Annotated in this window: 20 protein-coding genes and 1 pseudogene; 8 read left to right on the top strand and 13 right to left on the bottom strand. The window is 70.5% G+C overall.

Annotated features, from left to right (window positions below; all coding sequences use genetic code 11):
• Positions 1-43 precede the first annotated feature (43 nt).
• Positions 44-1,033, bottom strand: coding sequence for an NAD-dependent epimerase/dehydratase family protein (locus ACWGDX_RS15765; protein WP_453625912.1), 990 nt, complete (start codon positions 1,031-1,033; stop codon positions 44-46).
• A gap of 115 nt (positions 1,034-1,148) precedes the next feature.
• Between ACWGDX_RS15765 and ACWGDX_RS15760 the strand changes: the two genes are divergently transcribed.
• Both ACWGDX_RS15760 and ACWGDX_RS15755 read left to right on the top strand, forming a co-directional pair.
• Complete coding sequence (locus ACWGDX_RS15760; RefSeq protein WP_453625910.1) at positions 1,149-1,946, top strand: hypothetical protein; 798 nt, start codon at positions 1,149-1,151, stop codon at positions 1,944-1,946.
• A 57-nt stretch (positions 1,947-2,003) separates the two neighbouring features.
• The gene (locus tag ACWGDX_RS15755) at positions 2,004-3,515 is read left to right on the top strand and encodes a PepSY-associated TM helix domain-containing protein (RefSeq protein ID WP_453625908.1); all 1,512 of its coding nucleotides are present in this window, start codon (positions 2,004-2,006) and stop codon (positions 3,513-3,515) included.
• A 77-nt stretch (positions 3,516-3,592) separates the two neighbouring features.
• On the opposite strand, the gene ACWGDX_RS15750 is transcribed toward ACWGDX_RS15755, so the two are convergent.
• The 4 genes from ACWGDX_RS15750 to ACWGDX_RS15735 all read right to left on the bottom strand — a co-directional run bounded on the left by ACWGDX_RS15750 (position 3,593) and on the right by ACWGDX_RS15735 (position 8,794).
• Positions 3,593-4,246 carry a winged helix-turn-helix domain-containing protein gene (locus ACWGDX_RS15750; protein WP_453625906.1) on the bottom strand — a complete coding sequence of 218 codons (654 nt, stop codon included), beginning with the start codon at positions 4,244-4,246 and terminating at the stop codon, positions 3,593-3,595.
• Between the two features lie 519 nt (positions 4,247-4,765).
• Positions 4,766-5,785, bottom strand: a complete 1,020-nt coding sequence (gene glnII, locus ACWGDX_RS15745; RefSeq protein ID WP_453625904.1) for a glutamine synthetase — start codon at positions 5,783-5,785, stop codon at positions 4,766-4,768.
• A gap of 142 nt (positions 5,786-5,927) precedes the next feature.
• Entirely contained in the window at positions 5,928-7,166 is a 1,239-nt protein-coding gene (locus ACWGDX_RS15740) for an ARPP-2 domain-containing protein (protein WP_453625902.1), read from the bottom strand.
• A complete protein-coding gene (locus ACWGDX_RS15735) occupies positions 7,163-8,794 on the bottom strand; it encodes a hypothetical protein (RefSeq protein WP_453625900.1) in 1,632 nt (543 codons plus the stop codon). The genes ACWGDX_RS15740 and ACWGDX_RS15735 overlap by 4 nt, the downstream gene beginning before the upstream one ends.
• A gap of 313 nt (positions 8,795-9,107) precedes the next feature.
• Between ACWGDX_RS15735 and ACWGDX_RS15730 the strand changes: the two genes are divergently transcribed.
• Positions 9,108-10,016, top strand: coding sequence for a Gfo/Idh/MocA family protein (locus ACWGDX_RS15730; RefSeq protein ID WP_453625898.1), 909 nt, complete (start codon positions 9,108-9,110; stop codon positions 10,014-10,016).
• 135 nt (positions 10,017-10,151) lie between these two features.
• Here ACWGDX_RS15730 and ACWGDX_RS15725 read toward each other — a convergent pair whose 3' ends face one another.
• Both ACWGDX_RS15725 and ACWGDX_RS15720 read right to left on the bottom strand, forming a co-directional pair.
• Positions 10,152-10,886 carry a hypothetical protein gene (locus ACWGDX_RS15725; RefSeq protein WP_453625896.1) on the bottom strand — a complete coding sequence of 245 codons (735 nt, stop codon included), beginning with the start codon at positions 10,884-10,886 and terminating at the stop codon, positions 10,152-10,154.
• A gap of 187 nt (positions 10,887-11,073) precedes the next feature.
• Complete coding sequence (locus ACWGDX_RS15720) at positions 11,074-12,558, bottom strand: hypothetical protein (protein ID WP_453625894.1); 1,485 nt, start codon at positions 12,556-12,558, stop codon at positions 11,074-11,076.
• 239 nt (positions 12,559-12,797) lie between these two features.
• On the opposite strand from ACWGDX_RS15720, the gene ACWGDX_RS15715 reads away from it, so the two are divergent.
• Positions 12,798-13,073, top strand: a complete 276-nt coding sequence (locus ACWGDX_RS15715; protein WP_363081079.1) for a hypothetical protein — start codon at positions 12,798-12,800, stop codon at positions 13,071-13,073.
• A 187-nt stretch (positions 13,074-13,260) separates the two neighbouring features.
• Here the strand turns inward: ACWGDX_RS15715 and ACWGDX_RS15710 are convergent, their stop codons facing one another.
• The 3 genes and pseudogenes from ACWGDX_RS15710 to ACWGDX_RS15700 all read right to left on the bottom strand — a co-directional run.
• The gene (locus tag ACWGDX_RS15710) at positions 13,261-14,964 is read right to left on the bottom strand and encodes an SMI1/KNR4 family protein (protein ID WP_453625892.1); all 1,704 of its coding nucleotides are present in this window, start codon (positions 14,962-14,964) and stop codon (positions 13,261-13,263) included.
• Positions 14,965-15,162: 198 nt separating this feature from the next.
• Entirely contained in the window at positions 15,163-16,047 is an 885-nt protein-coding gene (locus ACWGDX_RS15705; RefSeq protein ID WP_453625890.1) for a prohibitin family protein, read from the bottom strand.
• 342 nt (positions 16,048-16,389) lie between these two features.
• Positions 16,390-16,743, bottom strand: a pseudogene (locus ACWGDX_RS15700) (MerR family transcriptional regulator); the annotation flags it as partial.
• Between the two features lie 121 nt (positions 16,744-16,864).
• On the opposite strand from ACWGDX_RS15700, the gene ACWGDX_RS15695 reads away from it, so the two are divergent.
• Positions 16,865-17,788: a polysaccharide deacetylase family protein gene (locus tag ACWGDX_RS15695; protein WP_453625888.1), complete on the top strand. Its 924-nt coding sequence runs from the start codon at positions 16,865-16,867 to the stop codon at positions 17,786-17,788.
• Between the two features lie 289 nt (positions 17,789-18,077).
• The gene (locus ACWGDX_RS15690; protein ID WP_453625886.1) at positions 18,078-18,872 is read left to right on the top strand and encodes a hypothetical protein; all 795 of its coding nucleotides are present in this window, start codon (positions 18,078-18,080) and stop codon (positions 18,870-18,872) included.
• Here ACWGDX_RS15690 and ACWGDX_RS15685 read toward each other — a convergent pair.
• A complete protein-coding gene (locus ACWGDX_RS15685) occupies positions 18,832-19,917 on the bottom strand; it encodes an effector-associated domain EAD1-containing protein (protein WP_453626042.1) in 1,086 nt (361 codons plus the stop codon). The genes ACWGDX_RS15690 and ACWGDX_RS15685 overlap by 41 nt on opposite strands.
• Positions 19,918-20,024: 107 nt before the next feature.
• Here ACWGDX_RS15685 and ACWGDX_RS15680 point away from each other — a divergent pair, with 107 nt between their 5' ends.
• Entirely contained in the window at positions 20,025-20,477 is a 453-nt protein-coding gene (locus ACWGDX_RS15680) for a toll/interleukin-1 receptor domain-containing protein (RefSeq protein WP_453625884.1), read from the top strand.
• Here ACWGDX_RS15680 and ACWGDX_RS15675 read toward each other — a convergent pair.
• Together ACWGDX_RS15675 and ACWGDX_RS15670 are read right to left on the bottom strand one after the other, a co-directional pair.
• Positions 20,359-22,086 (bottom strand): macro domain-containing protein, encoded by a 1,728-nt coding sequence (locus ACWGDX_RS15675; RefSeq protein ID WP_453625882.1) that lies wholly within the window; start codon positions 22,084-22,086, stop codon positions 20,359-20,361. The two genes, ACWGDX_RS15680 and ACWGDX_RS15675, sit on opposite strands and share 119 nt — an antisense overlap.
• A 160-nt stretch (positions 22,087-22,246) precedes the next feature.
• Positions 22,247-23,065, bottom strand: a complete 819-nt coding sequence (locus tag ACWGDX_RS15670; RefSeq protein ID WP_453625880.1) for a class I SAM-dependent methyltransferase — start codon at positions 23,063-23,065, stop codon at positions 22,247-22,249.
• A gap of 50 nt (positions 23,066-23,115) precedes the next feature.
• Between ACWGDX_RS15670 and ACWGDX_RS15665 the strand changes: the two genes are divergently transcribed.
• Positions 23,116-23,300, top strand: a 185-nt coding sequence (locus ACWGDX_RS15665) for a hypothetical protein (RefSeq protein WP_453625878.1), incomplete at its 3' end; no start/stop codon positions are given.

The raw sequence follows: 23,300 nt of genomic DNA, 5'->3' as shown, positions 1-23,300 counted from the left end.
GTCCGGTCCTGTCCGGTCCCGTTCTGCTCGGTCCGGTTCGGGGTCAGTCCGTGGTGAGCAGCTTGGCCTCCAGCTCGGGGGCCAGGCCCACCGTGGGGCGGTCCGGGCGCTGTGGTGCCCGGCCGCCGATCGACTCCAGCCAGGCCCAGGTGTCCGCGACGGTCTCCGCCACCGGACGGCAGTGCAGACCCGTGGCCAGGGCCTTGGAGACATCGCCCTGGTGCAGGGTGTCGTGGAGTTCCCCCCGCGGCAGCCAGACCGGCAGGTCCGTCCAGGGCTCGACACCCGCCGCGAGGATTTGCTCCGGCGCCGTCCAGCGCAGTTCGGCGTCGGAGCCGGTCACCCGGACGCAGGTGTCGAGGAGTTCCCCCATGGTGGTGTGCCCGGCTGGGCTCACCAGGTTGTAAGGACCGCCCAGCTCCTGGCGTATCGCGTCGAGGGTCCACTCGGCGAGATCGCGCGCGTCGATGTACTGGAGCGGGTTGTCGCGGGGGCCCGGGGCCAGTACGGGACCGCCCTGGGCGATCCTGCCCAGCCACCACGGAAGCCGGCCGATGTTCTCCCAGGGGCCGAGGATCAGTCCGGCGCGCACCAGCAGCGCCCGGTTGCCGAAGACCGCCTCGGCGGCCAGTTCGCCGCCCCGCTTGTCCTGGGCGTAGGCGGTCTGGCCGGCCTCCGGCGAAGCGCCCGTCACCAGCGGGCCGTCCTCGTTCAGACCGGGCGGGGCCGGGTGGCTGTACACCGAGCGGCTGGAGATGTACGCGTACCGGTCGACGGCGCCGGCCAGCAGCCGGGCCGCCGAGAGCACCGCGGAGGGGGCCGCCGACCAGGTGTCGACGACCGCGTCCCACTCGCCCTTGGCGAGCGCGGCCAGACCGTCGGGGGCGGTGCGGTCGCCGAGCAGGGTGACCACGCCCGCCGGTGCCTCATGACGGCCGCGATGGAAGACGGTCACCTCCCAACCACGCCCGAGCGCCGCCTCCGTGACAGCGCGGCCGACGAATTCCGTACCACCGAGGATCAGGAGTCTCATGGCACCGACTCTGCCCGTGAGCGGGCGTCGAGGACAGTGGTATTCGCCGTCAGGGGAATCGGGGGGTCCGGGGATCTCCCGCTCGGTCCCACGGAGATGGCAGCATGTGCGGACCATGACAGATGCCCGGTCGCCGCTGCGCGCCCTGCGGGCCGCGGCCTTCGCGGCGGTGTGCGTGACTCTGGCGGCGGTGGGGCATTCGTACACATCCGGGCATGAGATCCCGCCCGGGGCGCTGTGGACGGCGTTCGGCGTGACCGGATGTCTGGCCTGGCTCGCGGGCAGCCGGCGCCGTGGGGCCGGCTCGATCGGGGCCGCCCTGGTCACGGTGCAGGGCGTGCTGCATCTCCTCTTCGCCGGGGCGCTGCCCTACGGACTGTCCGCGTCCGCCCGGCTGTCCGCGTCCGCGCATGGACCGCGTACGCATCCCGACGCGGGTACGGGGCTGGGCGCGGGCCCCGGTATGAGCATCGGCCCTGGCTCCGGCGTGGACGTCGGCATGGATGTCGGCATGGGCCCCGACATGGGGACGGCCATGCGGATGGGCGGCGCGGGCACCGGGCCCGAGGGGCAGCCGGGCGTGCTGGACGCCCTCACCGACGGTTCCGTCGGCATGCTCGCCGCCCATCTCCTCGCCGCCGCCGTCTGCGCGCTCTGGCTGGCCCGGGGCGAGGCGGCCCTCTTCCGGCTCGTGCACGCCGTCGGCGCCCTGGCCTTCTCGCCGCTCCGGCTGCTGCTCACCGCCGTACGGCTGCCCGCGGCGCCACGGCTGATACGGCCCCGCCCGGAGACCACCGCGACGGACCGTGTCCAGGGCGTCATACCGGCGCACACGCTCTCGCGGCGCGGTCCGCCCGCGTTCCGTACCGCTCGTACCACGGCCCCTGGAGCCGCTGCCATCACCACTGTCTGACGTCGGGCGGCGGCCGGGGCCGGATTCCCCATGCCCACGCCAACACCGAGGACAGTCATGGCCATCGACGACCCCGTACAGGGCGCCGCCGCGCACGGCACGACCACTTCCGAGCCGGCCCCCGAGCCGGCACCCGAATCCGCGTCCGAGTCGGCGCCCGAATCCGCGGCGGGCACTCCGTCCGGCTGGAGTGCCCTGCGGCCCCTTGTGCTGCGTCTGCACTTCTACGCGGGCCTGCTCATCGCCCCGCTTCTGCTGGTGGCCGCCACCAGCGGCTTCCTCTACGCCCTCTCCTTCCAGGCGGAGAAGGTGATCTACCGGCACGAGCTGCGGGCGCCGGTCGGCGACCGTACCGTTCCGCTCTCCCAGCAGCTCGACGCCGCCCGCGCCGCACGCCCCGACGGCACGGTCACCTCCGTACGCCTCCCGGCGGGAGACGGCGCCACCACCCAGGTCCTGATGACCGCGCCCGGCGTCGAGGAGGGCAAGTCGCTCGCCGTCTTCGTCGATCCGTACACCGCGGAGATACGCGGAGAGCTGACCAGTTACGGCAGTTCCGGCGCCCTGCCGCTCCGTACCTGGATCTCCGAACTCCACCGCCATCTCCATCTGGGCGAGCCCGGCCGTATCTACAGCGAACTCGCCGCGAGCTGGCTCTGGGTGGTCGCCCTCGGCGGGGTTCTGCTCTGGACCGGGCGCAGACGCGCCTCGAAGCGCGCGCTGCTGATACCCGAGCGGGGGGCCACCGGGCGGCGCCGGACGCTCTCGCTGCACGGCTCGGTCGGGCTGTGGGCCGTGACCGGGCTGGTGCTGCTCTCCGCCACGGGGCTGACCTGGTCGCGGTACGCGGGCGAGAACATCGGCGCGGTCCAGGACCAGCTCGGCGGCGCCACTCCGGCCGTCTCGGCCACCCTCGAAGGGGGTACCGGCGGAGCCGGCGGCGGCCATGAGGGCCACGAGGGCATGGAGGACATGCCGGGGATGGAAGGGACGGACGGCGCGGGCGCCATGGATGTCGGAGTCGATCTGGCGGTCGTCGCCGCACGTCAGGCCGGTCTCGACGGACCGCTCTCGGTGACCCTGCCGAAGGAGGGGAGCGGTTATGTCATCGCCCAGACGGACACCCAGGTCCCGGTCAGGCTCGACTCGGTCGCCGTCGATCCCGCCAACGGCATGATCATCGACGAGCTGCGCTTCGCCGACTATCCCCTGCTCGCCCAGCTCACCCGCTTCGGGATCGACGCCCATATGGGCGTCTTCCTCGGACTGGTCAATCAGCTCGCGCTCGCGGCTCTCGCTCTCGCGCTGATCCTGCTCATCGTGTGGGGCTACCGGATGTGGTGGCAGCGCAGACCCACCAAGGAGCGCGGGCTGACCGTGGGCAGGCCGATACCGCGCGGTGCCTGGCGCCGGGTGCCGCTCACCGTTCTGCTGCCGGTCGCGGCGGTGGTGGCCCTGGTCGGCTGGTTCGTGCCGCTGCTGGGCATCAGCCTGCTGGTGTTCCTGGTCCTGGACGGTGCGCTGGGTCTGTCGGCCCGCGTCCGCGCACGCTCCCGAGCCCGGACGTAACTCCTCCGCGCCGGGCGCACAGAGCCTGACCGGTCCGGAAGCGGACCGGTCAGGCCTGGAGGCTCAGAGCGTGCGGCTCAGGGCGTGTACTTGTACCCGACCCGGCGTACGGTCTGGATGGTGCGGCGGTACTCGGCCCCCAGTTTGCGGCGCAGCCGTGCCACATGGACATCGACGGTCCGCCCGTCGCCCACATGCCCGTAGCCCCACACCGTGGTCACCAACTGGTCGCGGGTGTGCACCCGGTGGGGGTGCGCCACGAGATGGGCCAGCAGCTCGAATTCGAGATACGTCAGGTCCAGCGGCTTCCCGTCCACGACGGCGATCCGCTGGGCGTTGTCGATCCGGACAGGACCGTCGCCCGTGGCCCGCGCGCCGGAGGTGTCCCCCGGCCCGGCGGACCCGGCGGGGTCCGTCCCCGCGGGGCGGTACGGCGCGGAGGCGGCCAGCACGGCGGCCTGCTGGTCGGCCGGTACGAGGACGAGATAGCCGATCATCGGCGGCTGTCCCGGCAGCGAGGGCAGCGTGTGCTGGGGCGCGGGCAGCCAGGTCGCGCCGGGCGGCAGGAAGTCCACGACCTGTCCGGTGGGAGCGGCGGCGGGACGGGGGGCCGCCGGGGCGGTCTCGTCACGGTCGACGGCACGGAGCCGGTGACGGCCGGGCGTCGCCGGTTTCTGGTTGTGTGCGGCGGCCGCGGCCGCCGTGGCGGAGAAGGAGCGGGGGTTCGCCATGAGGGGTCAGCTCTTTCGCGCGAGGGAGTCGTCGAGGCGACAGGACGGACGGGACGTACGTCGTGCGCGGCGGCCGAAGGCCTCGAAGGAGGTTTTAGAGGGCCGACGCGTTCCTCGCGGCGCAACACACACGGTCGAAGTCGTGGTGCTGCCGGGACGGCCAGAACGGCTCCAGGTCGCTGGGACCTGTCGCGGGGTGCTGGTGGCTGGCCATGCCCCCATTGAAGCAGATACCGGCGTGTCGCAGCAGGTCGCTTTCCGCTGTCCACGCGCTTCCGCGACGTGACGGTCAGCACAGCGCCACCGAAGCGGTGGCGCGGTGGCGCGGCGGCCGGCCGGACCTCGCGACCGGACGGTGCGGGTACGGCGGATCGGTGCCGGACGGCGGAGGGGGGCGGTACGGCGGAGGGGGGCGGACGCCGTTGTCGGCGACCGCCCCCCTCCGGGAGCTGTGAGCGGGGTGGACGGCCCGTCGGGACGGCCCATGGGGTCCGCGCCCGTCGGGACCGGCCCGTCGGCTCAGATCTGGCCGGCCTTCTCCAGGGCCGTGCAGCAGGTGTCGACGATCAGCCGCGTCACCACGTACGGGTCGACGTTGGCGTTCGGACGGCGGTCCTCGATGTAGCCCTTGCCGTCCTGCTCGACCTGCCACGGGATACGCACCGACGCGCCGCGGTTGGAGACGCCGTAGCTGTACTCGTTCCACGGGGCGGTCTCGTGCAGACCGGTCAGCCGGTCGTCGATGCCCGCGCCGTAGTTCTTGACGTGGTCGAGCGGCTTGGAGCCCTCGCCCAGCGACTCGCACGCGGTGATGATCGCGTCGTACCCCTCGCGCATCGCCCGCGTCGAGAAGTTGGTGTGCGCGCCCGCGCCGTTCCAGTCGCCCTTCACCGGCTTCGGGTCGAGCGTCGCGGAGACGTCGAAGTCCTCCGCGGTGCGGTAGAGCAGCCAGCGGGCGATCCAGAGCTGGTCCGCCACCTCCAGCGGCGCCAGCGGGCCGACCTGGAACTCCCACTGGCCCGGCATGACCTCGGCGTTGATACCGGAGATGCCCAGACCCGCCTTGAGGCAGTTGTCCAGGTGCGCCTCGACGATGTCGCGGCCGAAGATCTCGTCCGAGCCGACACCGCAGTAGTAGCCGCCCTGCGCGGCCGGGAAGCCGCCCACGGGGAAGCCCAGCGGACGGGAGCCCTCGAAGAAGGTGTACTCCTGCTCGATCCCGAAGATCGGTTCCTGGCCCGCGAACTTCTCCGCGACCTCGGTGAGCCGCGCACGGGTGTTGGACTCGTGCGGCGTCATGTCGATGTTCAGGACCTCGCACATGACGAGGACGTCGTCCCCGCCGCGGATCGGGTCGGGGCACGAGAAGACCGGCTTCAGCACCCGGTCGGAGGCGTGTCCCTCGGCCTGATTGGTGCTCGACCCGTCGAAGCCCCAGATGGGCAGCTCGGCGCCGTCCGCCAGGATCTTGGTCTTCGAGCGCAGCTTCGCGGTCGGCTCGGTGCCGTCGATCCAGATGTACTCAGCCTTGAAGGTCACGGGGCCTCATCCTTGTCGGTGCAGCAGTTTTGACCCGAAGCTTCGCAATCTGTGATTTCCCGCCTGTTGCCCGTCCGTGAACCACGTGTTACTCAGGTTTCTTTTGTTTCGGCGGTGTCGCCTGGGGAAGTGCCCCGGTGGCTCATTTCGACACGCCCGGCGCGCCCGGCACGCCGGACAGGCCCGGTCCGCCGGACACGCCCGCCGCCGACCGGCGGGCGACCACGTGCGTGTTGAGCAGCGACTCGAATCCCGCGGCGCGGATCCGGCGCACCAGCTCCTCGTATGTCGCCCCCAACGCCTCGGCCGTACGCCCGAGATGCCAGTCGTGGGCGGCGAGCCGGGTCAGCAGATGGCCGCGTCTGATCTGGGCGTCGGAGAGCCGGAACGTCTTGAGATACGCCGTCCGCCCCTTGTGGTCGTTGATGAGTTCCCCGATGTGCTGCTCCTGCCCGCTCCGGTCGAACGGCGGGAGGAAACGGTGCAACTCGTACGAACCCATTCTGTACACGCGCTCGAAAGAGTATGACGTGGAGAGAAGTTGACGGGCGAGCACCGCTTCGTGCATCTCGCTCCACGCGCGTTCCTGCGCCCGCGCCGCGGCCCGCAGATCGGCGAGCGTCTCCAGATGGCGGCCGTCGCGGATCCTCGCCTCGAACTCGGCCACCGGGGCGCCGAAGAACGCGTACTGATGGACCAGTTCCCCGTACAGGTCCTCCACCAGGCTCGGGTGCAGGGCGCGGTAGTCGTCGGGGTGCGGTACGACAAAGGCGGCGGCGAGCGAGTCCGCCGTGTAGACCATCACCCCGCACTGTCCGGGATGGATCTCGAAGATCCGGAGAGCGTCGGCGAGCCCCCGGACACCGAGGCCGAGATAGGCGGCCTCGGCGCGCGGCGAGAGCCCCTGCCGTATCGCCCGCTGGGACCACTCGTCCCACGCGATGGACGGTCCGCCGAAGTGCAGCGACAGAAAACCCTCCAGGGCGAGATGCAGCGGCAGGAAGCGGCAGCGCGTGGCGGCGGCCGTACGGGACAGGCCCTTGCCGCCCTTTCCCGCCTTCGCGCGCTTCACCATCCGGTGATGGCGGCGTACGGGCACGGCGTCGGGACGGTCGTCGGCGGGCCCGTTCCCGTCGCCGAGCTGAGTGCCGTACGCGGCCTCCTGGCCGCCGTCGCCCGACCAGTCGGCGACGAAACCGTGCGGGATGTACGAGACATAGCGGGTGTCCGGGCCCACCTGGACCTCGCCGTGACCCTCGTAGATCCGGCGGTGCAGCCGCAGACCGGGCAGCGGCTCCGCGCGCACCAGCGGTACGAGACGGATACCGCCCCAGACCTGGGCGGGGCGCGTGATCAGACCGCTGAGATCGAGCCGGGTCATCGCCCCTCCGAGGGGATCTCGTCGTGAGTGCTCCCACCGCTACCGCTGCTGCCGCTTGTGCTCCCGCCCGCGCTCGGAACGATGTCTCCGCCGGGGAAACGGCAGAACGGGTCGTCGTCCACGAAGCGCCGCACCCGACGGTCCAGATACGCCCGTAGCTCGGCCAGGCTCGTACGGCCCTCCGCGAACTGCGCGATCTCCACCAGCGCCGGCAGATCCTCGGCGTCCCGTATCCCCGCCGTCGGTACGCTCGGTGCCAGCCTGCGTACGTCGAAGCCGTCCGCGTCGTATACGGGGTTGAGATGAACCACGCTCGTCCTTCCCTCCCGGTCGAGCCGGGTACGCCACACCCGCAGCACCTCGCCCGCCAGTCCGGGCGGCGCGTTGTCCCAGCCGTCCGAGACGATGACGAGCCGGTCGGGCGCGTGGTCGAGCGCGTCGATGATCCGGGTGCCGAGCGGTGTCGGTCCGTACGGGCGCACCAGCAGCGGGTCCACGCACCCCGAGGTCCACAGCGGGGTGTACGAGCCGGGGGCCGCCAGCGCGTCCAGCAGGAAGTGGCAGGACAGGGCGGTGGCGAGCGGGCGGCGGCGCTTCTCGCCCGATCCGGACGAGGAGTAGCTGTCGTCGAGCACGGCGGCGACCCGTCCCCAGGTCCCGGTGTACGGACCGGCCGCACGGCGCGCGGCCGTACGGAGGGCACGGGTCAGCTCCGCCCGGCGCCGCATCCGCTCGTCCATGGCCAGGGACAGGACGTACAGCGCGAGCCGGGTCAGCGGCATGACGGTCAGATCGGTCCGGGCCTCGGGGGCGCTGCCGGCGTTGGTGCCGACGTCGCTCCCCGCCAGGACCGAGCGCTGCGTACGGAGCCGCTCCAGCCGGGTCATCCGGGGCTCCATCCGCTCCAGGAACGCGCCGCGCGGGATGCCGTGCTTGACGGCGAATCCCTCGGCGACGGTGAACGGCAGCTCGTAGAGCGCGCCCTGCTCGAAATGGGCGCGGCGGTAGGCGTCCAGCAGTCCGTGCTCGTACCGCTTGCGGCGGCCGGGCTCGAAGAGGAAGTCCCCGAGCTCGGCCGTCCCCGAGGCGGCCGTCCGGGAGCCGGTGGTCCGGGAGGCGGTCGTCGCGGAGGCGGCCGTTCCGGAGGAGAGGGGGAGATGGAAGTGGCGCGCGGCGGACTTGAGACCGTTGCGGTACTTCACCGCGTCGTGCCCCAGATCCGGCCGGGTGGCCAGCCATTCGCGCAGGATGGCGCGGGTCCGGCGGTTGCCGACCCCGGCGGCCCGCAGCCCGCGGAAGAGCCGGTAGACACGCTGTGGCGGCAGCATGGCCAGCCGCCTGGCGATCAGCCGCCCCTCCACGCGCTTCTCCTCGGGACTCGCCTCGCGCGGTGTGCGCAGCAGCGCCTCGATGATCAGGACCGCGTTGTGGTCGTTGATGTCGAGCGCGAGCGAAGCGGCGTACACCGGGCGGTAGTTGACCCGTACGTACTCATGCAGAAAGGCGAGCGAGAGCCGCTGCGCGTGCGCGCCCGAGTGGAACTCGCGCTGCCCGGTCGCCGTGACGGCCGCGTTGACGAAGAGCAGTACGTCCTCGGCCGCGATCAGATCGGAGAATGTCTCCGCCATGGTGTGTCCCCCGTGTCCCCTGCGTCCGCCGCGTCCCCCATGCGTGCCGGAGCCCCGGTGCCCGCGCGATCGGCGGTGTGCCCGCGGAAGCGGCGGTGTGCCTGGGGAATCGGCGGTGCCGGCCGGGGCATGGAGGCGCGATCAGCGAAATCACTGCTTTACGAGGCAAGTCCCGGAAGTCGCACCGGAGGCCCGCGGCCGGCCCGTGCAACGTAACACCGGTCGTGGGGCGGGGGCCCACCGATTTACCGTCCACCGATTTACCGTCCCCCGCGCCTCCTGCGCCGCATGGGCAAAGGGCACACTGAGCGGCATGAGCAAGCCACGTATCGGACTCCTCGGCGCCGGCCCCTGGGCGGAGCGTACGCACGCCCCTGCCCTCGCCGCCCATCCCGGAATCGAATTCAGCGGTGTCTGGGGGCGGCGCCCCGAGGCCGCCGCAGCCCTCGCCGCCGCCCATGACACCACCGCGCACTCCGGCGAGGAGGGTCTCGACGCCCTCTTCGCCGAGAGCGACGCCATCGCCTTCGCCCTGCCGCCGGACATCCAGGCTCCGCTGGCGGCGCGGGCAGCCGCCGCCGGACTCCATCTGCTGATGGACAAGCCGGTCGCGACGACCGTGGCCGGGGCGCGCGAGGTCGCGGACGCGGCGGCGGCCGCGGGCGTCTCGTCCGTCGTCTTCTGCACCCTGCGCTTCGCCCCCGGGACCGCGGGCTGGATCGACGAGCAGGCCGCGAAGGGCGGCTGGTTCACCGCCCACGCGTACTGGCTCGGTGCCCTGTACGGCACGGGCGCGGACAGTCCGTTCGCCGCGTCCCCCTGGCGCCGTGAGAAGGGCGGACTCTGGGACGTCGGCCCGCACGCGCTGTCGGCCCTGATCCCGCTGCTCGGCGATGTCACCGGGGTGACGGCCGTACGGAGCGAGCCCGACCTCACCCATCTGGTGCTCCGGCACGCGTCCGGTGCGGCCAGCACGGTGGCGCTGACCCTGAGCGCGCCGGAGGCGGGATCGGGCTCGGGCGTCGAGGCACGCGGCGAGCACGGTACGGCGGTGCTGCCCACGGAGTGGGGCGACCCGGTCGACTCGTTCCGCGCGGCGACCGACGCACTGCTGGAGTCGGTCCGTACGGGGCAGCCGCACGCCTGCGACGTACGGTTCGGGCTGCGGCTGACCGAGATCCTGACGGAGGCGGAGGCCCAGCTGGCGCGCGCGAAGGCCTGATCCCGGACCGCCGGGTCCGGCCGTCCGCCGGGTCCGGCGGGCGTCCGGTCCGGCGTCGGTCCGGTCCGGCGTCCGTCCGGTCCGGTGGACGTACGCCGGTCCGGGCGGGGCGGGAGAGGGCCGGGTCCAGTCGGCCTAGCCGGTCTGGCCGGCGCTTCGGACGCGTTCGATCAGGGCGTTGCGGATCAGGAACTTGCCCGGTTCGCGGACCTGCTCGAACGCGGCGTCGTTCAGCAGGGCGCAGCTCCCGGAGGGTGAGGCGACCCGTACCGTCGTGGACTTGTCGTTGTCGAGATTGGTCACGCGGAGCGTCGTGCCGACGGGGAACTGATTGCTGGACGCGGCCGGGGCGCCCGCCTCGCCGGAGAGGGTGACGGTGGAGCCCGCGCAGACGACTTCGCCGTCGCCCTCGCCCTCGCCCTCGCCGACAACGTCACCATCACCGGGGCCGGTAGGGGGTTCAGCGGCAGGCGGTTCCTCCGCCGGGGGCTGTTCCGCGGCCGGCGGCCGCGCACCGCCTTCCGCCTGACCGCCTCCCGCCGGGGCACCTTTGGCCGGAGCACCTCCGGCCTGGGCGTCCCCACCACCGCTTCCCTCGCCGGCCTCGCATCCGGAAGCCGTCTGCTGGACCTTGATCTGCTCGATGACGGCGACGCGGTTGGCGATCCGTGCCTCCGACTGGGCGTCCGGCTCGGCCCGCTGCCCGGCGATGAAGTTCTCGTTGTTGCCCAGGGCCGTCGCCAGCCCGTCGCAGACCACCGACGCCTGGCCGGTGCCGGTCATCACCACCGCCGTACCGCCCACCAGCGCCACCGAGGCGGCGAGCAGGGCCAGTTTCTTCCTGGGGCTGAAGGTCTTCTTACGGGACACGTGTGGGGGCTCCTGTCCCCGGCCGCGTGGGGGCGGGCCGGCTGGTTCCGTGTGCCGTTACGTACGGACGGCCCGGCCGTTCCGCTCAACCGCCCCATCGGTAACTTCCGCCACAGCGAACGGTGTTCACCCAGGCGGCGGTGCCCGGCACAGTGTGTCGAGTGCCGCCACGCGGAGACGCCCGTGGCTACGCGGTGGTGGCTCGCGCGCCGGCTGCCGCTGCCGCCGCCGGGATCCCCGCCTCGTCCAGCAGTCGGTGCATATGGCCGACGGGCAGTGCCGGATTGGCGGCGGCGTACGCGACCAGGAGCACGTCCGCCAGCAGGTCCCGGATCCGCTCCGGAGGGAGTCGCGGATGCCCCGCGGCGGCCCGTGCCACCTCCCGGTCGGGGTCCCGGGTCAATCGGTCGACCAGCGCGGACGGCGCGTCCGGATCGCGCAGGGCCAGATACCGCAGAGCCGGATCCGGGTCCTCCGCGAAGCGCGCGGCCAGCCCCTTCCTCGGGAAACGCGGATGGTCGAGCAGGTCCGCGCGCGTGAGGCCGTCCCACTCGGCGTAGACACGGAGCAGAAGCTCCGGGGGCGGCTCGGGGTGGAATTCGCACAGGAGGAGCCGTACGGCGAAGTCCTCGTCGTGCGCCAGTTGTTCCACCGTGTCGAGGGGCAGCAGCGAACTCGTGGCGGCGCTGCGGCGCAGCCATGGATGCGCGGACGCGGCGCAGCGGCGCAGGATGTCGACATCCGCGTTCTCGTGCGCCCGCAGGACCCACTCCAGGACGGGAAGACGGGCGGAGGCATCGACCGTGTAGTCGATCGCCGCACGCTCCGTCTCGGTCAACTCGGGCCGCGCCGAGACGTACAGCCGTACGCCCGGGTCCGGATCGGTGGCCAGCCGGGCCACGAGATCGGCGGGCAGCGACGGATTCTCGGCCGCCCACCGCCGTACGGTCACGTCCCTGTGGAGGGCGATGAGCTGGGCCGTCCCACGATCGAGCAGCCCTCGTCGGGCCGCTCGGTCGCGGTCCCCGTCATCGTTCGTCTCGTCGTCGTCCGGATCGGTCGAGCCGGTCGAAGCCGCCGGATCGGTCAAGCCGGTCAGCAGCCGGGCGGTGAGCGCGGCGTCCCGTACACACTCGTTGAGCGCGGCCTCCTGCCGTATGTCCGGATCGGGGTCTCGCAGCAGAGCCGCCCGCACCGGTTCCTTCAGCCGCTCCCAGACCAGGCAGGCCGCGATCCGTGCCGCCGGATCGGGGTCGCTCGCGAGCCGCGCCCGTAGTGGCGCGGGCAGTGGGGACCCGATGAGCGCGGTACGTACGGCGGGCTCGGGATCGGCGAGCAGGCGCTCGTACGTGCTGTCGGGCAGCGGCACGGCCTCCTCGCGGAAACGCTGCCGCCCTTTCGCCAAGGCGAGCCGTACCTCGGCCGACGGGTCGTCGACGAGCCGTGCGAGTCGGGCGGGAGCGGCGTGGCCGGCGCGCGCGAAGTCGGCGCGGAGCCCTGCGTCGGGATGGCACACGATGGCGTCGGCCACCGGCGGGGGAAGCTCCCGTCGCTCCGTGAGCCAGTACCAGAAGACCTCCGCCTCGGGCGCGAGCAGACGCAGCAGCACGCCGCTCGGCGCGGCGGGATTGGAGGCGATGCCCTTGAGCACCCCGCCGTACGGTCCGGCCATACCGTTCCCTTCCTCCCTGCCGCTGTCCCTGCCACTGTCCCTGCCTCCGGCCCCCGCGCCGGCTGCCCGGTGCCTGTGTTCCCTGCCTGTGCTCCGTGTCCCAGGCGTACCGACGGGCACACGCGAGACACCCGTTCCAGATACCGTCAAATGCCCTCTGGCCAGGGGCGATTGTCAGTGGGGGGCAGTAAAATGGGGGTAGTTCGTGAGGGTCCAACCACCGCGCCGGGAGGTCGCCGATGGCCGTTGCCACAATCACGACGAAACTCTTCGAGACTCAGCCCACCGCGCCCACCATCGTCCGTAAACCACTGCCCGCGGGCCAGCCGCGCGAGTGGTACGAGACCCATAACCGCCGGCTCAAGGCCATGCGCCTCGCCATCGCCCTGCTCGACTCGGGCGTGTACCACCCGGCGAACGCGACCAACCGCAGGATCCGCGGCACGGCTGCCCGGATCGGGATCCACCCGCCGTCCGACACCACCTGCCGCATGGTGCGAGCCCTGATTCGCTAGTCGGCTAGTCGGCTAGTCCGCTGAAGCACAGCGCGGGGCGGGGTGGGGCGTACGGGCTCTCCGGTCCGCAAGGATGGGACCGGAGAGCCCGATGCGCGGCCGGTGTCCCGCGGTCACGAGCCGGAATCAAGCCCCGCATCACGCCCCGCATCACGCCCCGCGTCAAGCTCCGGATCAAGCGGCGGAATCACGCCCCGGAGATCCAGGGCCTGGTCTCCACAGTGTGCAACCGCCCCTGCGTCAGCGCGAACTGCGGCAGGGACACCTCGTACTCCTCCGCGATGGCGTCCAGTGCCTCGTACTCGTCATCGGGATCCAGCGCGAGATCCTCGGAGCCGGGGAAGAGATCCTCCGGGTCGAGGGTGTCGGGAAGGGTTCCCCACTCGTCGATGTCCCCGCCGTGCACCGTGAATCCGTACAGGCGCTCTCCGTCCTCGGCGTACGAGAAGTGGAATGTGCCCGGCATCTCCTGCGGCCCGCTGCCCCTCTCGACCCACACCATGACGGACGCCGTGCCCAGGGAGGCGATCTCACCCAGCTCAAGCGCGGTGTCGGACAGCCCGGCCCGGAAGGGCTCCGCGTCCTCCCAACTCCCCGGGCCCTCCCAACTCCCCGGACTCCCGGGGTGTTCCGCGCCCTCCGGCCCCTCCGGACCGATGCCGTCGCTCACGAAGGCGAAGCTCCACCCGCTGTCGCCTCCGCACCATCCGACACGGGCCGCTCCCCCCGCCTCCCGCTCGTCGGCGGGCGCCGACAGCGTCACCGGCCGGCCCGGCTCCCGTGCGATCCGTACGGCCAGATCCTCCGGCGAGACGTCCTCCACGAGAAGGAACCGGTAGGAGCCCCGCTCCTGCCCGTCGTCGGCGAGCCAGGCCAGTCCGTCGAGGGCCGGCTCATCCGGTTCCCCGCTCTCCACCAGGCCCTCCTCCCGCCCCTCACCCCGGGGCGTTTCAAGGATGTACCGGCCGCGCTCAGGTGTGATCACCGGTCCGAGAAAGGGATCGGCGAGCAGTCCGACGGGCGCTATGTGCTCGCCACCGCGAGGCTCCCAGTCGGCCACGGCGTCCGCGATCGTGTCCCACGCGGCGTCCGTGTCGCCCCACCGCGCGTACTCCCGCGCCGTCGCGACCGCCTTGCCGAAGGCCCCGGAGGGCTCGTAACGGAACGTACGCTCCGCGACCTCCCCGGAATCCATCTCCTCCAGCCCGGCCAGCGGCGCCAACTCCTCCACGTACAGCGGCCCGCCGCCCAGCATCGCCTCGATCTGGACGCGCAGCCCACGGGCCCGGCCGCGGCCGCACCTGTCCGCCTCGACGAGCCTTTCGAGCCGGCCGTCGATGTCGTCCCCGCGCAGACTGCCGGCGCGTGCCTCCTCGACGTCGGCGTCGAGTTCGCGCGTCGTGGCGTTCACGAAGTCGGGGGAGTGGGCGTGGTTGCGGTGGAACTCCCGGAACAGCGCCTGCATCAGCTCCAGGAACGACTCGTACCGCTCCGGCCTCTCGTCGGACCGGTCCCGATACAGATACGCCGCCCACTCCTCGTCGGCGTTCACCTCACGGGGGTCGAGCAGGACCTCGGCGTCCGACGTGACGGCCAGTTCGAGCCGCGCCCCCGCCTCCCCGTCGGAATCCGCGTCCCGCTCCCCGTACCAGCGAAGCCCCTCCGCCGACCCCAGCGCCCCGATGTCCGTACCGGCCGCCCGCCAGCCGTCGGTGACCGCCAGGAACGACCGGTAGGTCAATGGCAGCGCCACCCCCAGCCGCTCCTCCAACTCCTCGATCCGCTCCTCCGCCACAGCCGCGGAACCCAGCCATCGCGCCCCCGTCCCGGCCGAGTCCTCCCAGTCCGCACTCCACCGCTCAAGGAAGGGCCGCCAGTTGTAGATCTTCATGTCCTCCATCGTGCCAGCGCCCACTGACAACCGACACCCAACGGTCCGCAAACCCGCGGGGCTCAATAGGCACCGACCCGCGGGCGCCGGCTCGCGGGCGCCGACGCGCGAACGCCACCCCGCGGAGCGCGAGATGGCGTTCGCCGTACGATCCTTCGCTTGTCTGTCTGTCTGTCTGCCTGTCTGTCGCCGTGGGCGTCAGTTCCCGGTGCCGTCCACGATCACCGGCGTACCGTTCGAGCCCGAACCGCACGGCACCGCGTACACCGGATTCGCCTTCGCGGCTTCCCTGAAGGCCTCGATGCACTGGTTCCGCAGAACCCGGTCGGTGAGCGACCGTTCCAGGATCGCGTTGGCCTTGGCCACGCCCTCGGCCTCGATACGCCGGCGCTCCGCCTCGGCCTTCGCCGTACGCGCCGCCTCGACCGCGCGCTCGGTGGCCTGCTCCTGCTGGAGCTTCTTGTCTATCTGGGTCTGGAGCTGCTCGGACGGCCGCACATTGCGCAGATTGACATTGGTGACGTTGATACCACGCGGCTTCAGCCGCTCCTTGATCGTTGTCTCGATCTCCGAGGCGATGGCCTGCCGGCCGGAGACATAACCTTCCTCGCTCTTGTGCTTGGCGAAGACATCGCGGATGATCTCGCGGCTGTCCGGCAGCACCAGCCGCTCCTGGATCGCGTCCTGGCTGCCCGCGAGCTGGTAGAGCTCCACGGCGTTCTCGGGCGTGACCGCCCACTTGACCGTGACGTCCGCGTACAGCACGCCGCCCTGCGAGGAACGGACCTCGACCACGTCCTTGTCGTTGAGGTTGAGATCCACCGGACGGGTGGAGAACGTCGTCACGTCGGTGAAGGGCGTCTTCAGATGCATCCCGGACTTGAGCGGGGTGCCGGTCTTCCCGAAGAGGACCGGGACGCCGACCTCGTAGGCGCTCACGACATACACGCAGCTGATGACCGCGAAGGCCAGCCCCGCCACTCCCGCGAGCACGGCGCCGAGCTTCCAGCCGCCCGAGCGGCTGCGGGCGAGTACGGCCAGCACGATGGCCGTGATGATGAGCAATATGGACAGCACGAACATAGAGAGATCCCCCCGATGATGCGACCTGCGCGGTCCCGCGGCGACTGTGCGGAAAATGCCCCCTGCCGCGGGTTGGCGCATCCTAGCCGGACAGACGGACGGATTGTGCGACGAGATGCTGTACGAGCTTCAACAACCGCGTCACAAACCGTCTGAGCCGTCCGTCCGCGGGCGGGTGGCATCACGGTGCGCCGGGCGCCGGGCCGTCGTCGCCTCCACTCCTGATCCCGCCCCAGGTACCGCTTCCGCCTCGGATCCCCCCTCGCTGCCGCTCGCGATACCGCCGCCCTCGGTACCGCCGCCCCCGGTACCGCCATGGACGTCTGCCTCGGTGCGGTTGTAGTCGAGCACCGCGTCGAGATATCCGTCGATGGCGTCGCGGTTACGTGTCAGACACCGGATGCGGTCGGTCATCCGGTCGCGCTCGTGCCTCAGCGTGGCGATCATCTCGGGTGTCGCGTCGGGGAAGTAGATGGTCCGGGGCTTGTCGAGGCAGGGCAGGATCTGCTTGATGATCCGCGTGGGCAGTCCGGCGTCGAGCAACCCTCTGATCTGTGTGACCCGGTCCACGAAGCGGTCGTCGTACTCGCGGTAGCCGTTCGGGGAGCGGCGGGCGGCGATCAGCCCCTGCTCCTCGTAGTAACGGAGTAACCGGCGCGGGGTGCCGGTGCGTTCCGACAGCTCTCCGATGCGCATGTGTCCGCCCCCTCACGTAGTTTCGTGTTGACCTTCTCATCAATGTGAGGGTTTGAGGATACGCATCGAGTGAATCCGCGCAGCACGCACACAGCGGGCATGAGGCATGAGGTGAGTTCCGATGGACAACCGGCTCTTCGACAACCAGCTCTTCGACGACCAGCCTTTCGACTACCGGCTCTTCGACTACCAGCCGATCGTCGAACGGGAGCCGATCCGCTGGCCGGGCGGGGCCCGTATCGCCTTCTACCTGGCGTTGAACGTCGAGCACTACCGCATCGACCGCCCCTCGACGAGCATCTTCCCCGGCACAGCGGGGCTGGCGCCGGACCCGCTGAACTACGGCTGGCGCGACTACGGCCCCCGAGTGGGCATCTGGCGGCTGATCGAGAGCCTCGACCGGCACCGGATCCGCGCGAGTGTGATGCTCAACTCCGATGTCGCCGAGCGCTACCCGCAGATCATCACGGCGGGCCGGGACCGGGACTGGGTATGGGCCGCCCACGGCAAGAACAACTCCGTCTTCCAGGCCGACATGGCCCCGGACGAGGAACGCGCGTATCTGACCGAGGTGATCGGCACCATCGAGAGCGCCACGGGCCGCCGCCCCCGCGGCTGGCTGGGACCGGCCCTCACCGAGACCTTCCGGACCCCGGAACTGCTCGCCGAACTGGGCCTGACCTACGTACTGGACTGGGCCAACGACGACCAGCCGTACCGCCTGAACGTCCCCGGCATGCTGAGCGTGCCGTACTCCATCGAGGTCAACGACATCACCCTCTTCGTCGGCAAGAGTCTCAGCGGTCCCGACTTCGTCCAGATCGTCAAGGACCAACTGGACCAACTCCACGCCGACGCGGCCACCAGCGGCCGTGTGATGTCCCTGGTCCTGCACCCGTTCGTCATCAACCAGCCCTTCCGCCACAAATACCTGGACCAGGCACTGGAATACATCGCCGGCCACCCCGGCGTATGGCTCACCACCACCGACGAGATCGCCGACCACTACACCCGCACCACCACCTCCACCCCACCGCCCTCATAACCATCGGGCCCGACCCCGGCCTGCCGCCTTCCTCATACGCCCACCTGGCGGTTCGAGGCAGGACATGATGGGGTCTGTGCCCGGTAACGGCGTTGGAAACGTACGACGGAGCCGTACCTCCCGTCGTCCTGGACGGGAGGGCGCGATGAACCAGCTTGTCCACTCCGCGGAGTGGATTCCTGTGTCAAACACCCAACTGGCCGTGTGGCGTGGGCGGGCGCTTGGTTCGACGCTGCGGATTTCCGGCCCCTGCCCGGCATGCCGGCATTCATCGGCGTCGGTGGTGCAGTTGGCGAACACTTCTTTGGAGAACGTCGGCGCGCTGAGCGACGCCGGCCTTACGGTCGCGTTGTCGTGCGCCTGCGGCAAGGACCACCAGGGACAGGCCTCGGAACCGCCCTACGGATGCGGACGCACCTGGACCGCGACCACGGAGACGGATCAGAGCGGCGCCGTCGTCCTGAGGCCCGCTGATGACCCTTATCTGGCCGAGGCCGCCGAGGCATGGCGCGTCACGCAAGTGGATCAGTTGGTGACGCTTCGTGCGGCAGCCGAGAAGTGGACAGCCGGACTGTGTGTACTGCTGGGGTTGCTCGGCCTGCTGGGGCTGGGGCTCGCACCGGACCGGATCGGCCAGCTCACAGACAGCGGGAAGCTGGCGGTCGCTTCCCTGGTGGCTCTGGCCGTAGCCGCGGGCGGCTTCGCCGTGGTGCAGGCTCATCGGGCGGCATATGGATGGCCACGCGGCCGCAAGGTCACATCGGACGTGGAACTGCTCACCTGGTACGTGACCTTTCGGGCGCTTCCCGCGCTGACGGCGAGACGGCTGCGTGCCGCTGTTGTCGCCGCCGCTGCCGCCCTCGCCGCTCTGGCGGCCGGAGCGTTGCTCACCTGGCTGCTGCCCGAGGCGCGGCAGCCGGGCCCCTTGGTGAAGGTGACGTCGACGGATGAGTCGACGCTGTGCGGGACCGTGCTTCGTTCCCGGGCCGATGGCGCCTTGTCCATCCGACGGTCGGACAGCGGTGAGGTGGAAGCGCTGCCGCTCAAGAGGGTGGTGCGGGTGTCCCCCGTGAAAAAGTGCTGAAGACGGGCCCGGCCGGCACCGCCCGGTTGTAGGCAGGGATGTGCCAGGTGTCGCGATGGGGGTCGCCTGCTTGGTGGATGGCCACGAGCTCGAGTGCCAGTGTGAAGCAGGGGGATCCGGAAGACCCTATGTCGGTGTCGGCTGTGTGCCGGATCCTTGTGCCGTTGGCGTTGGTCTCCAGCACCTTTCCGAAGGTCAGTCGCATCGGTCCACCCATGAGGTGCTGCATGACCAGGATGTCGTCACCGTCTGCCAGGGATGTCCGGCCCGGACCCTTCACCCAGCCTCTGCCGGCGGCGCCCGGTTCGGCTCGTTCCCCCATGGGCCGGTCTCCCGGTGACTCGGCCAACCGCATTACGGCAAAGTCCAGTTCGTCCGCGGCCGGCAGTCGATGGGGGGACTCTGCCTGCTGATCGAAGGCGCTGTATGGCGCGGATGCCACGGACCACTCTTCGGCAAGCCGGAAAACGGTGCCGGGAAAGGGGGCTTCACCCGCTGCGGGGTCCCTCACTCCGTGCGGATGGCCGAGCTTGAAATCGAACCGCACCTGAATATCCGTTGGCCGCATCGCGCCGGTGAACAAGCCCTCCACCACGTGGTAGCTGGTCATGCAGAGGTCGGGACCTATGAGGAAGCCGGTGCCCAGAGGCTGTGGACTGCCTGTCGTACCGGACTCAACCCGGCACACTTGCCCCTCGATCACACCGAGGGCCCCACGGAATTGAGCGGGATGGACCTCGGGGGCCCTCGTGTTGAGGATGCTTTCCAGGCCGCCCGTGTCTACGGCGAGTCGCTGGTCCTGGGCAAACCGGAAGAGACCGACGTGTCCTGGACGCGACTGGCGAGCAGCGACAACCAGCCGGTCGAACCAGCCTTCGGAGTCGGCCGTTCGGATCAGATCGAACACGACAGCGTCATAGCTGGTCTTCATCGTTATCCGGTGGCGCTGCTTGTCCAGGCGGTAGTAGAGCAGCTGGTCGAGTTGCTCGGGCAGGTACGCGTCGAGCAGCGCTTCGCTGAACTGGTGGGCAATCCGGCCGTTCATAGCCACGCCGTCGTCCTTTTGTCGTCCGAAGCCGTATGACCGTATACGACGGGACTCGGCAGCGAGGCCCGTGGCGGTAGTATCGGGGGTGTGACCCAAGTTTTGGGATGGTGATGAGCGTGGTACTCGGCGCCGCGGCGCCCCCTGGGCTCATCTTCATCAGTCACAGTCGTCGTGACCGCGCTTCCGCGATGGCTCTGGTGTCCCGTCTGAGGGAGATCGAGCTGGACACGTGGATCTCCGGGCCGGAGCTGCACTGCCCGGCGTGGCAGGACATGATTTTCCCTCACATCGAGAGGTGCGCGGCCGTCGTCGTCCTGGCGAGTGGCCACGCTGCCGGTGCCCGTGGAGTGATCCAGGAGGTCGCCTACGCGGAGCTTCTGGGCAAACCGGTGCTCTCGGTGTCTCCGAAGGACGTGCTCATCTCACCGAAGTCGGCGCTCACTCCATTCCCAGCAGTGCGAACGGTGCGGTATCCGAGGGGTGCAGGACGATTCGCAGCTCCCGGCAGATGGGGCGACTCCGCGCGTGCTCTCTGTATGACGCCAGGGTCATCCTGACGAGTTCCTCGCGGCTCAACTCCAGCCTCGACAATCCGGAACCGATCACGGGCATGGCCACCGTTCTCTCACTGCCCCTGCGGCTGATCTCCTGCCAGAGGTTGCTCAGGCTGTGCTTCAGGGATTCCGCTGTCGAGCCGGCCGTCAGGTTGTTGTCCATACGGCTGAAGGCCACGGCGAATATCCGTCGCCCGTCGCGTTCCAGCACGGCCACGGTGCCGATCGGATATCGGTGCAGCTTACCCCGAGGCTTGGCGTCCCGCTTTTCCACAGCCGTGACAGCCACCGAGGCCAGCGCATTGTCGAGATCCGCGTCCAGAACGGCGACGTCTCCTCTGTAGATACGCTGGATAAGCTGCCCTTGGAGACTGGAGCTGCTGATGACGAGACTGTCGGTCGTCGCGGTGTCGAAGGTGTCACTGAACCCGACGACGATGTCCGCTTCTTCCTCGAACAAATCACCTCGGACGAAAATGACGTCCCCCTCGCCGAGGCGGTGAATGTCGGTGCCGGGCACCCTGGCCAGTACACGGGATCCGGCCCGGGCGGGAGTCGAGTCCCGTTTCAGAGTTTCGAGCTGGTCGCGCAGTGCCGCGGCAATCAGCCTGCCCTGCGCGGCGGCCTCACACAGCTGCCGCAGTCTTGTCTCCATGAGGTCCGCGATGACGCTGTCGGGCTCGCCGCCGCCGGGAGGCACGTCGCCGAGCATGAACAGCAGCGTTTCGCACAGACTGACCACGTCCTCGTGCGGCGTGGTGGAGACGGCATCGGGCCGGGCGAACATCGGCAGTTGGGGGAAGGCGAGCATCGGCTCGTCTTCCCCGGCCAGCAGCAGGTGAGAGGGATTGATACGCCCATATGTCGCGCCACGGTTGTGTGCGACGGTGAGGACGTCCGCGAGCTTCGCACCGATGCCGATCACGCTGGCCACCGGGAGCGGAAGCTTCGGCCGGGTGCTGGCGGGCCCGACGGACTGCACGAGGTAGGCCTGGCCGACCGCGGTGAGCCCTGAGGTCAGCAGCTCGGCCACGCGGGCATGAGCCGTGGCCGTACGGGCCCGTTCCACCTCCTTGGCGAACTGCTCCCTTTCCTCCCCCGACAGCAGTTTGCTTTGGACGCGCATCAAGATGTTTTGGGGGGCTCCTTGCCCACCGGCGAAGAGCACCGCGGCGTCGGTATAGATGTCCACCGACCCGAATGCCATGTTCACGGGACTGTCCACGGCCTCGCTGACGATCCCGCACAGCTCACCCAGGTCGAATGTCATGGCCGGGCTGGTGAGGTTCCCCAGCGGTCCTTCGGCAGCGGCGAGGTTCGTCTCCGCCCATCTCGTCAATTCCTGCCGCTCCGGGCGGTCCTCAACCGCGGCGGTAATCAACTGGGCGAGCCAGCCCTGCTGTTCGGCCGCCTTCAGCACCGCGAACACGGTGTGCTGATGGTTCTCGATCTCCGCCGCTATCGAATTGAGGTTGCGATTGAGCTTGAGCCACAGCAGGCGGTCGAGTGCATCCCTGGAACCGTAGGCGTCCAGCAGAATGCGATAGAGATCCTCGCGCTGCTCCCGGGTGATCGACCAGGTTTCGACCGTGCACCCCCGGCTCTCGGACACACTCACTCCACGGTAGCGCCGACAGCATGCACGGGCACCGCAATCGCCGCACCGACTACGACAACGTCCGCGACGGCTCCGGGGGCGGCCACTGGGCATGGAGCAGCAACAGGGGTATGGGGGGCCGGTCCACGCCGACGTCGACAGCGGCTGCGCCTCCTCAGTGACGGCAGATCAGGATGCCGCCCTTGCTGGTGATCTCGAACGTCCCGTGCCGGGCGATGTGGTCGTCGAGGAGGGCGTGGGCCCGGTCGATGGTCGCGTCGAAGGGCACGTCGTGCTGGTCCGCCCATGCCCGGTAGGAGGCCATGTGCGCGATGACCGGCTCGGGGTCGCGGACCGCGACGGTGCCGGGCAGTTCGATCGTCTCCACGCGGCCGAACTCCTCCCCGAGGAGGGAGGGGGCCTTCTCCAAGGTGAAGCGGGCGCCGAGCGCGATGCGTGCGGGTCCGCGTTCGATACCGAGGACATCGCCTGCGGCCCGTTGCCACAGATCGTTGAGTTCGGCCTTGTCACCGTCTCTGTTGGTGGACGCGATCACCAGCCCGTCACGGGCCACCACCCGGGACAGTTCCTTGACCGCCCGGGGGATGTCGGGGACGTGGTAGAGCATGTGCAGCGCCAGGGCGGCGTCGACGCTCCCCGTGGCCAGCGGCAGTCGGGTGGCGTCCGCCACGGCGACCGGACCGGGGACACCGGCGAGGATGCCAGATGCGATGTCCAGGCCCAGCAGGGTCAGATCGGGCCGGTCCTGGCGGATCCGCCGGATGAACGTGCCATTGCCGCAGCCGACATCGACCACACGCCCGCGCACACCGCTCAGCTGCCCGGCGACGATGCCGGGCAGGTCGTGGCGCGGTGTCTGCCACTGGTAGAGCCGCTGGCGCGCGGCCAGGTCCCGGTCGCTGCCGTAGGCGCTCCCGGCGAGGCGGCGCCGGTCGGTGACGGCGGCGTCGTGCGCGGCGGAGAGGTCGGTCACGTCGGCGGCTCCGGGGGACGGGCGGCGGGTGACGCCGCGAGGACGGCCGTGTGCTGGAGTCGTTCGCGCAGGTGTGCCGCCTGCACGGCTCCACCGTACTGCGGCTCGGTCAGCTCTTCTGTCCCAGAGCGTCGAGGAGGACGCCGGGCACCGCCACGGGTGGCGCGGACGAAGAAGTGGGCGTGGGGCGGTTGACCCGTTATGGGGGGACGGCGCGCGGCCCCCTTGGTAGGGA

The sequence above is a fragment of the Streptomyces sp. NPDC055025 genome, assembly GCF_053608565.1.
This window is presented reverse-complemented; position numbering and strand designations above follow the sequence as displayed.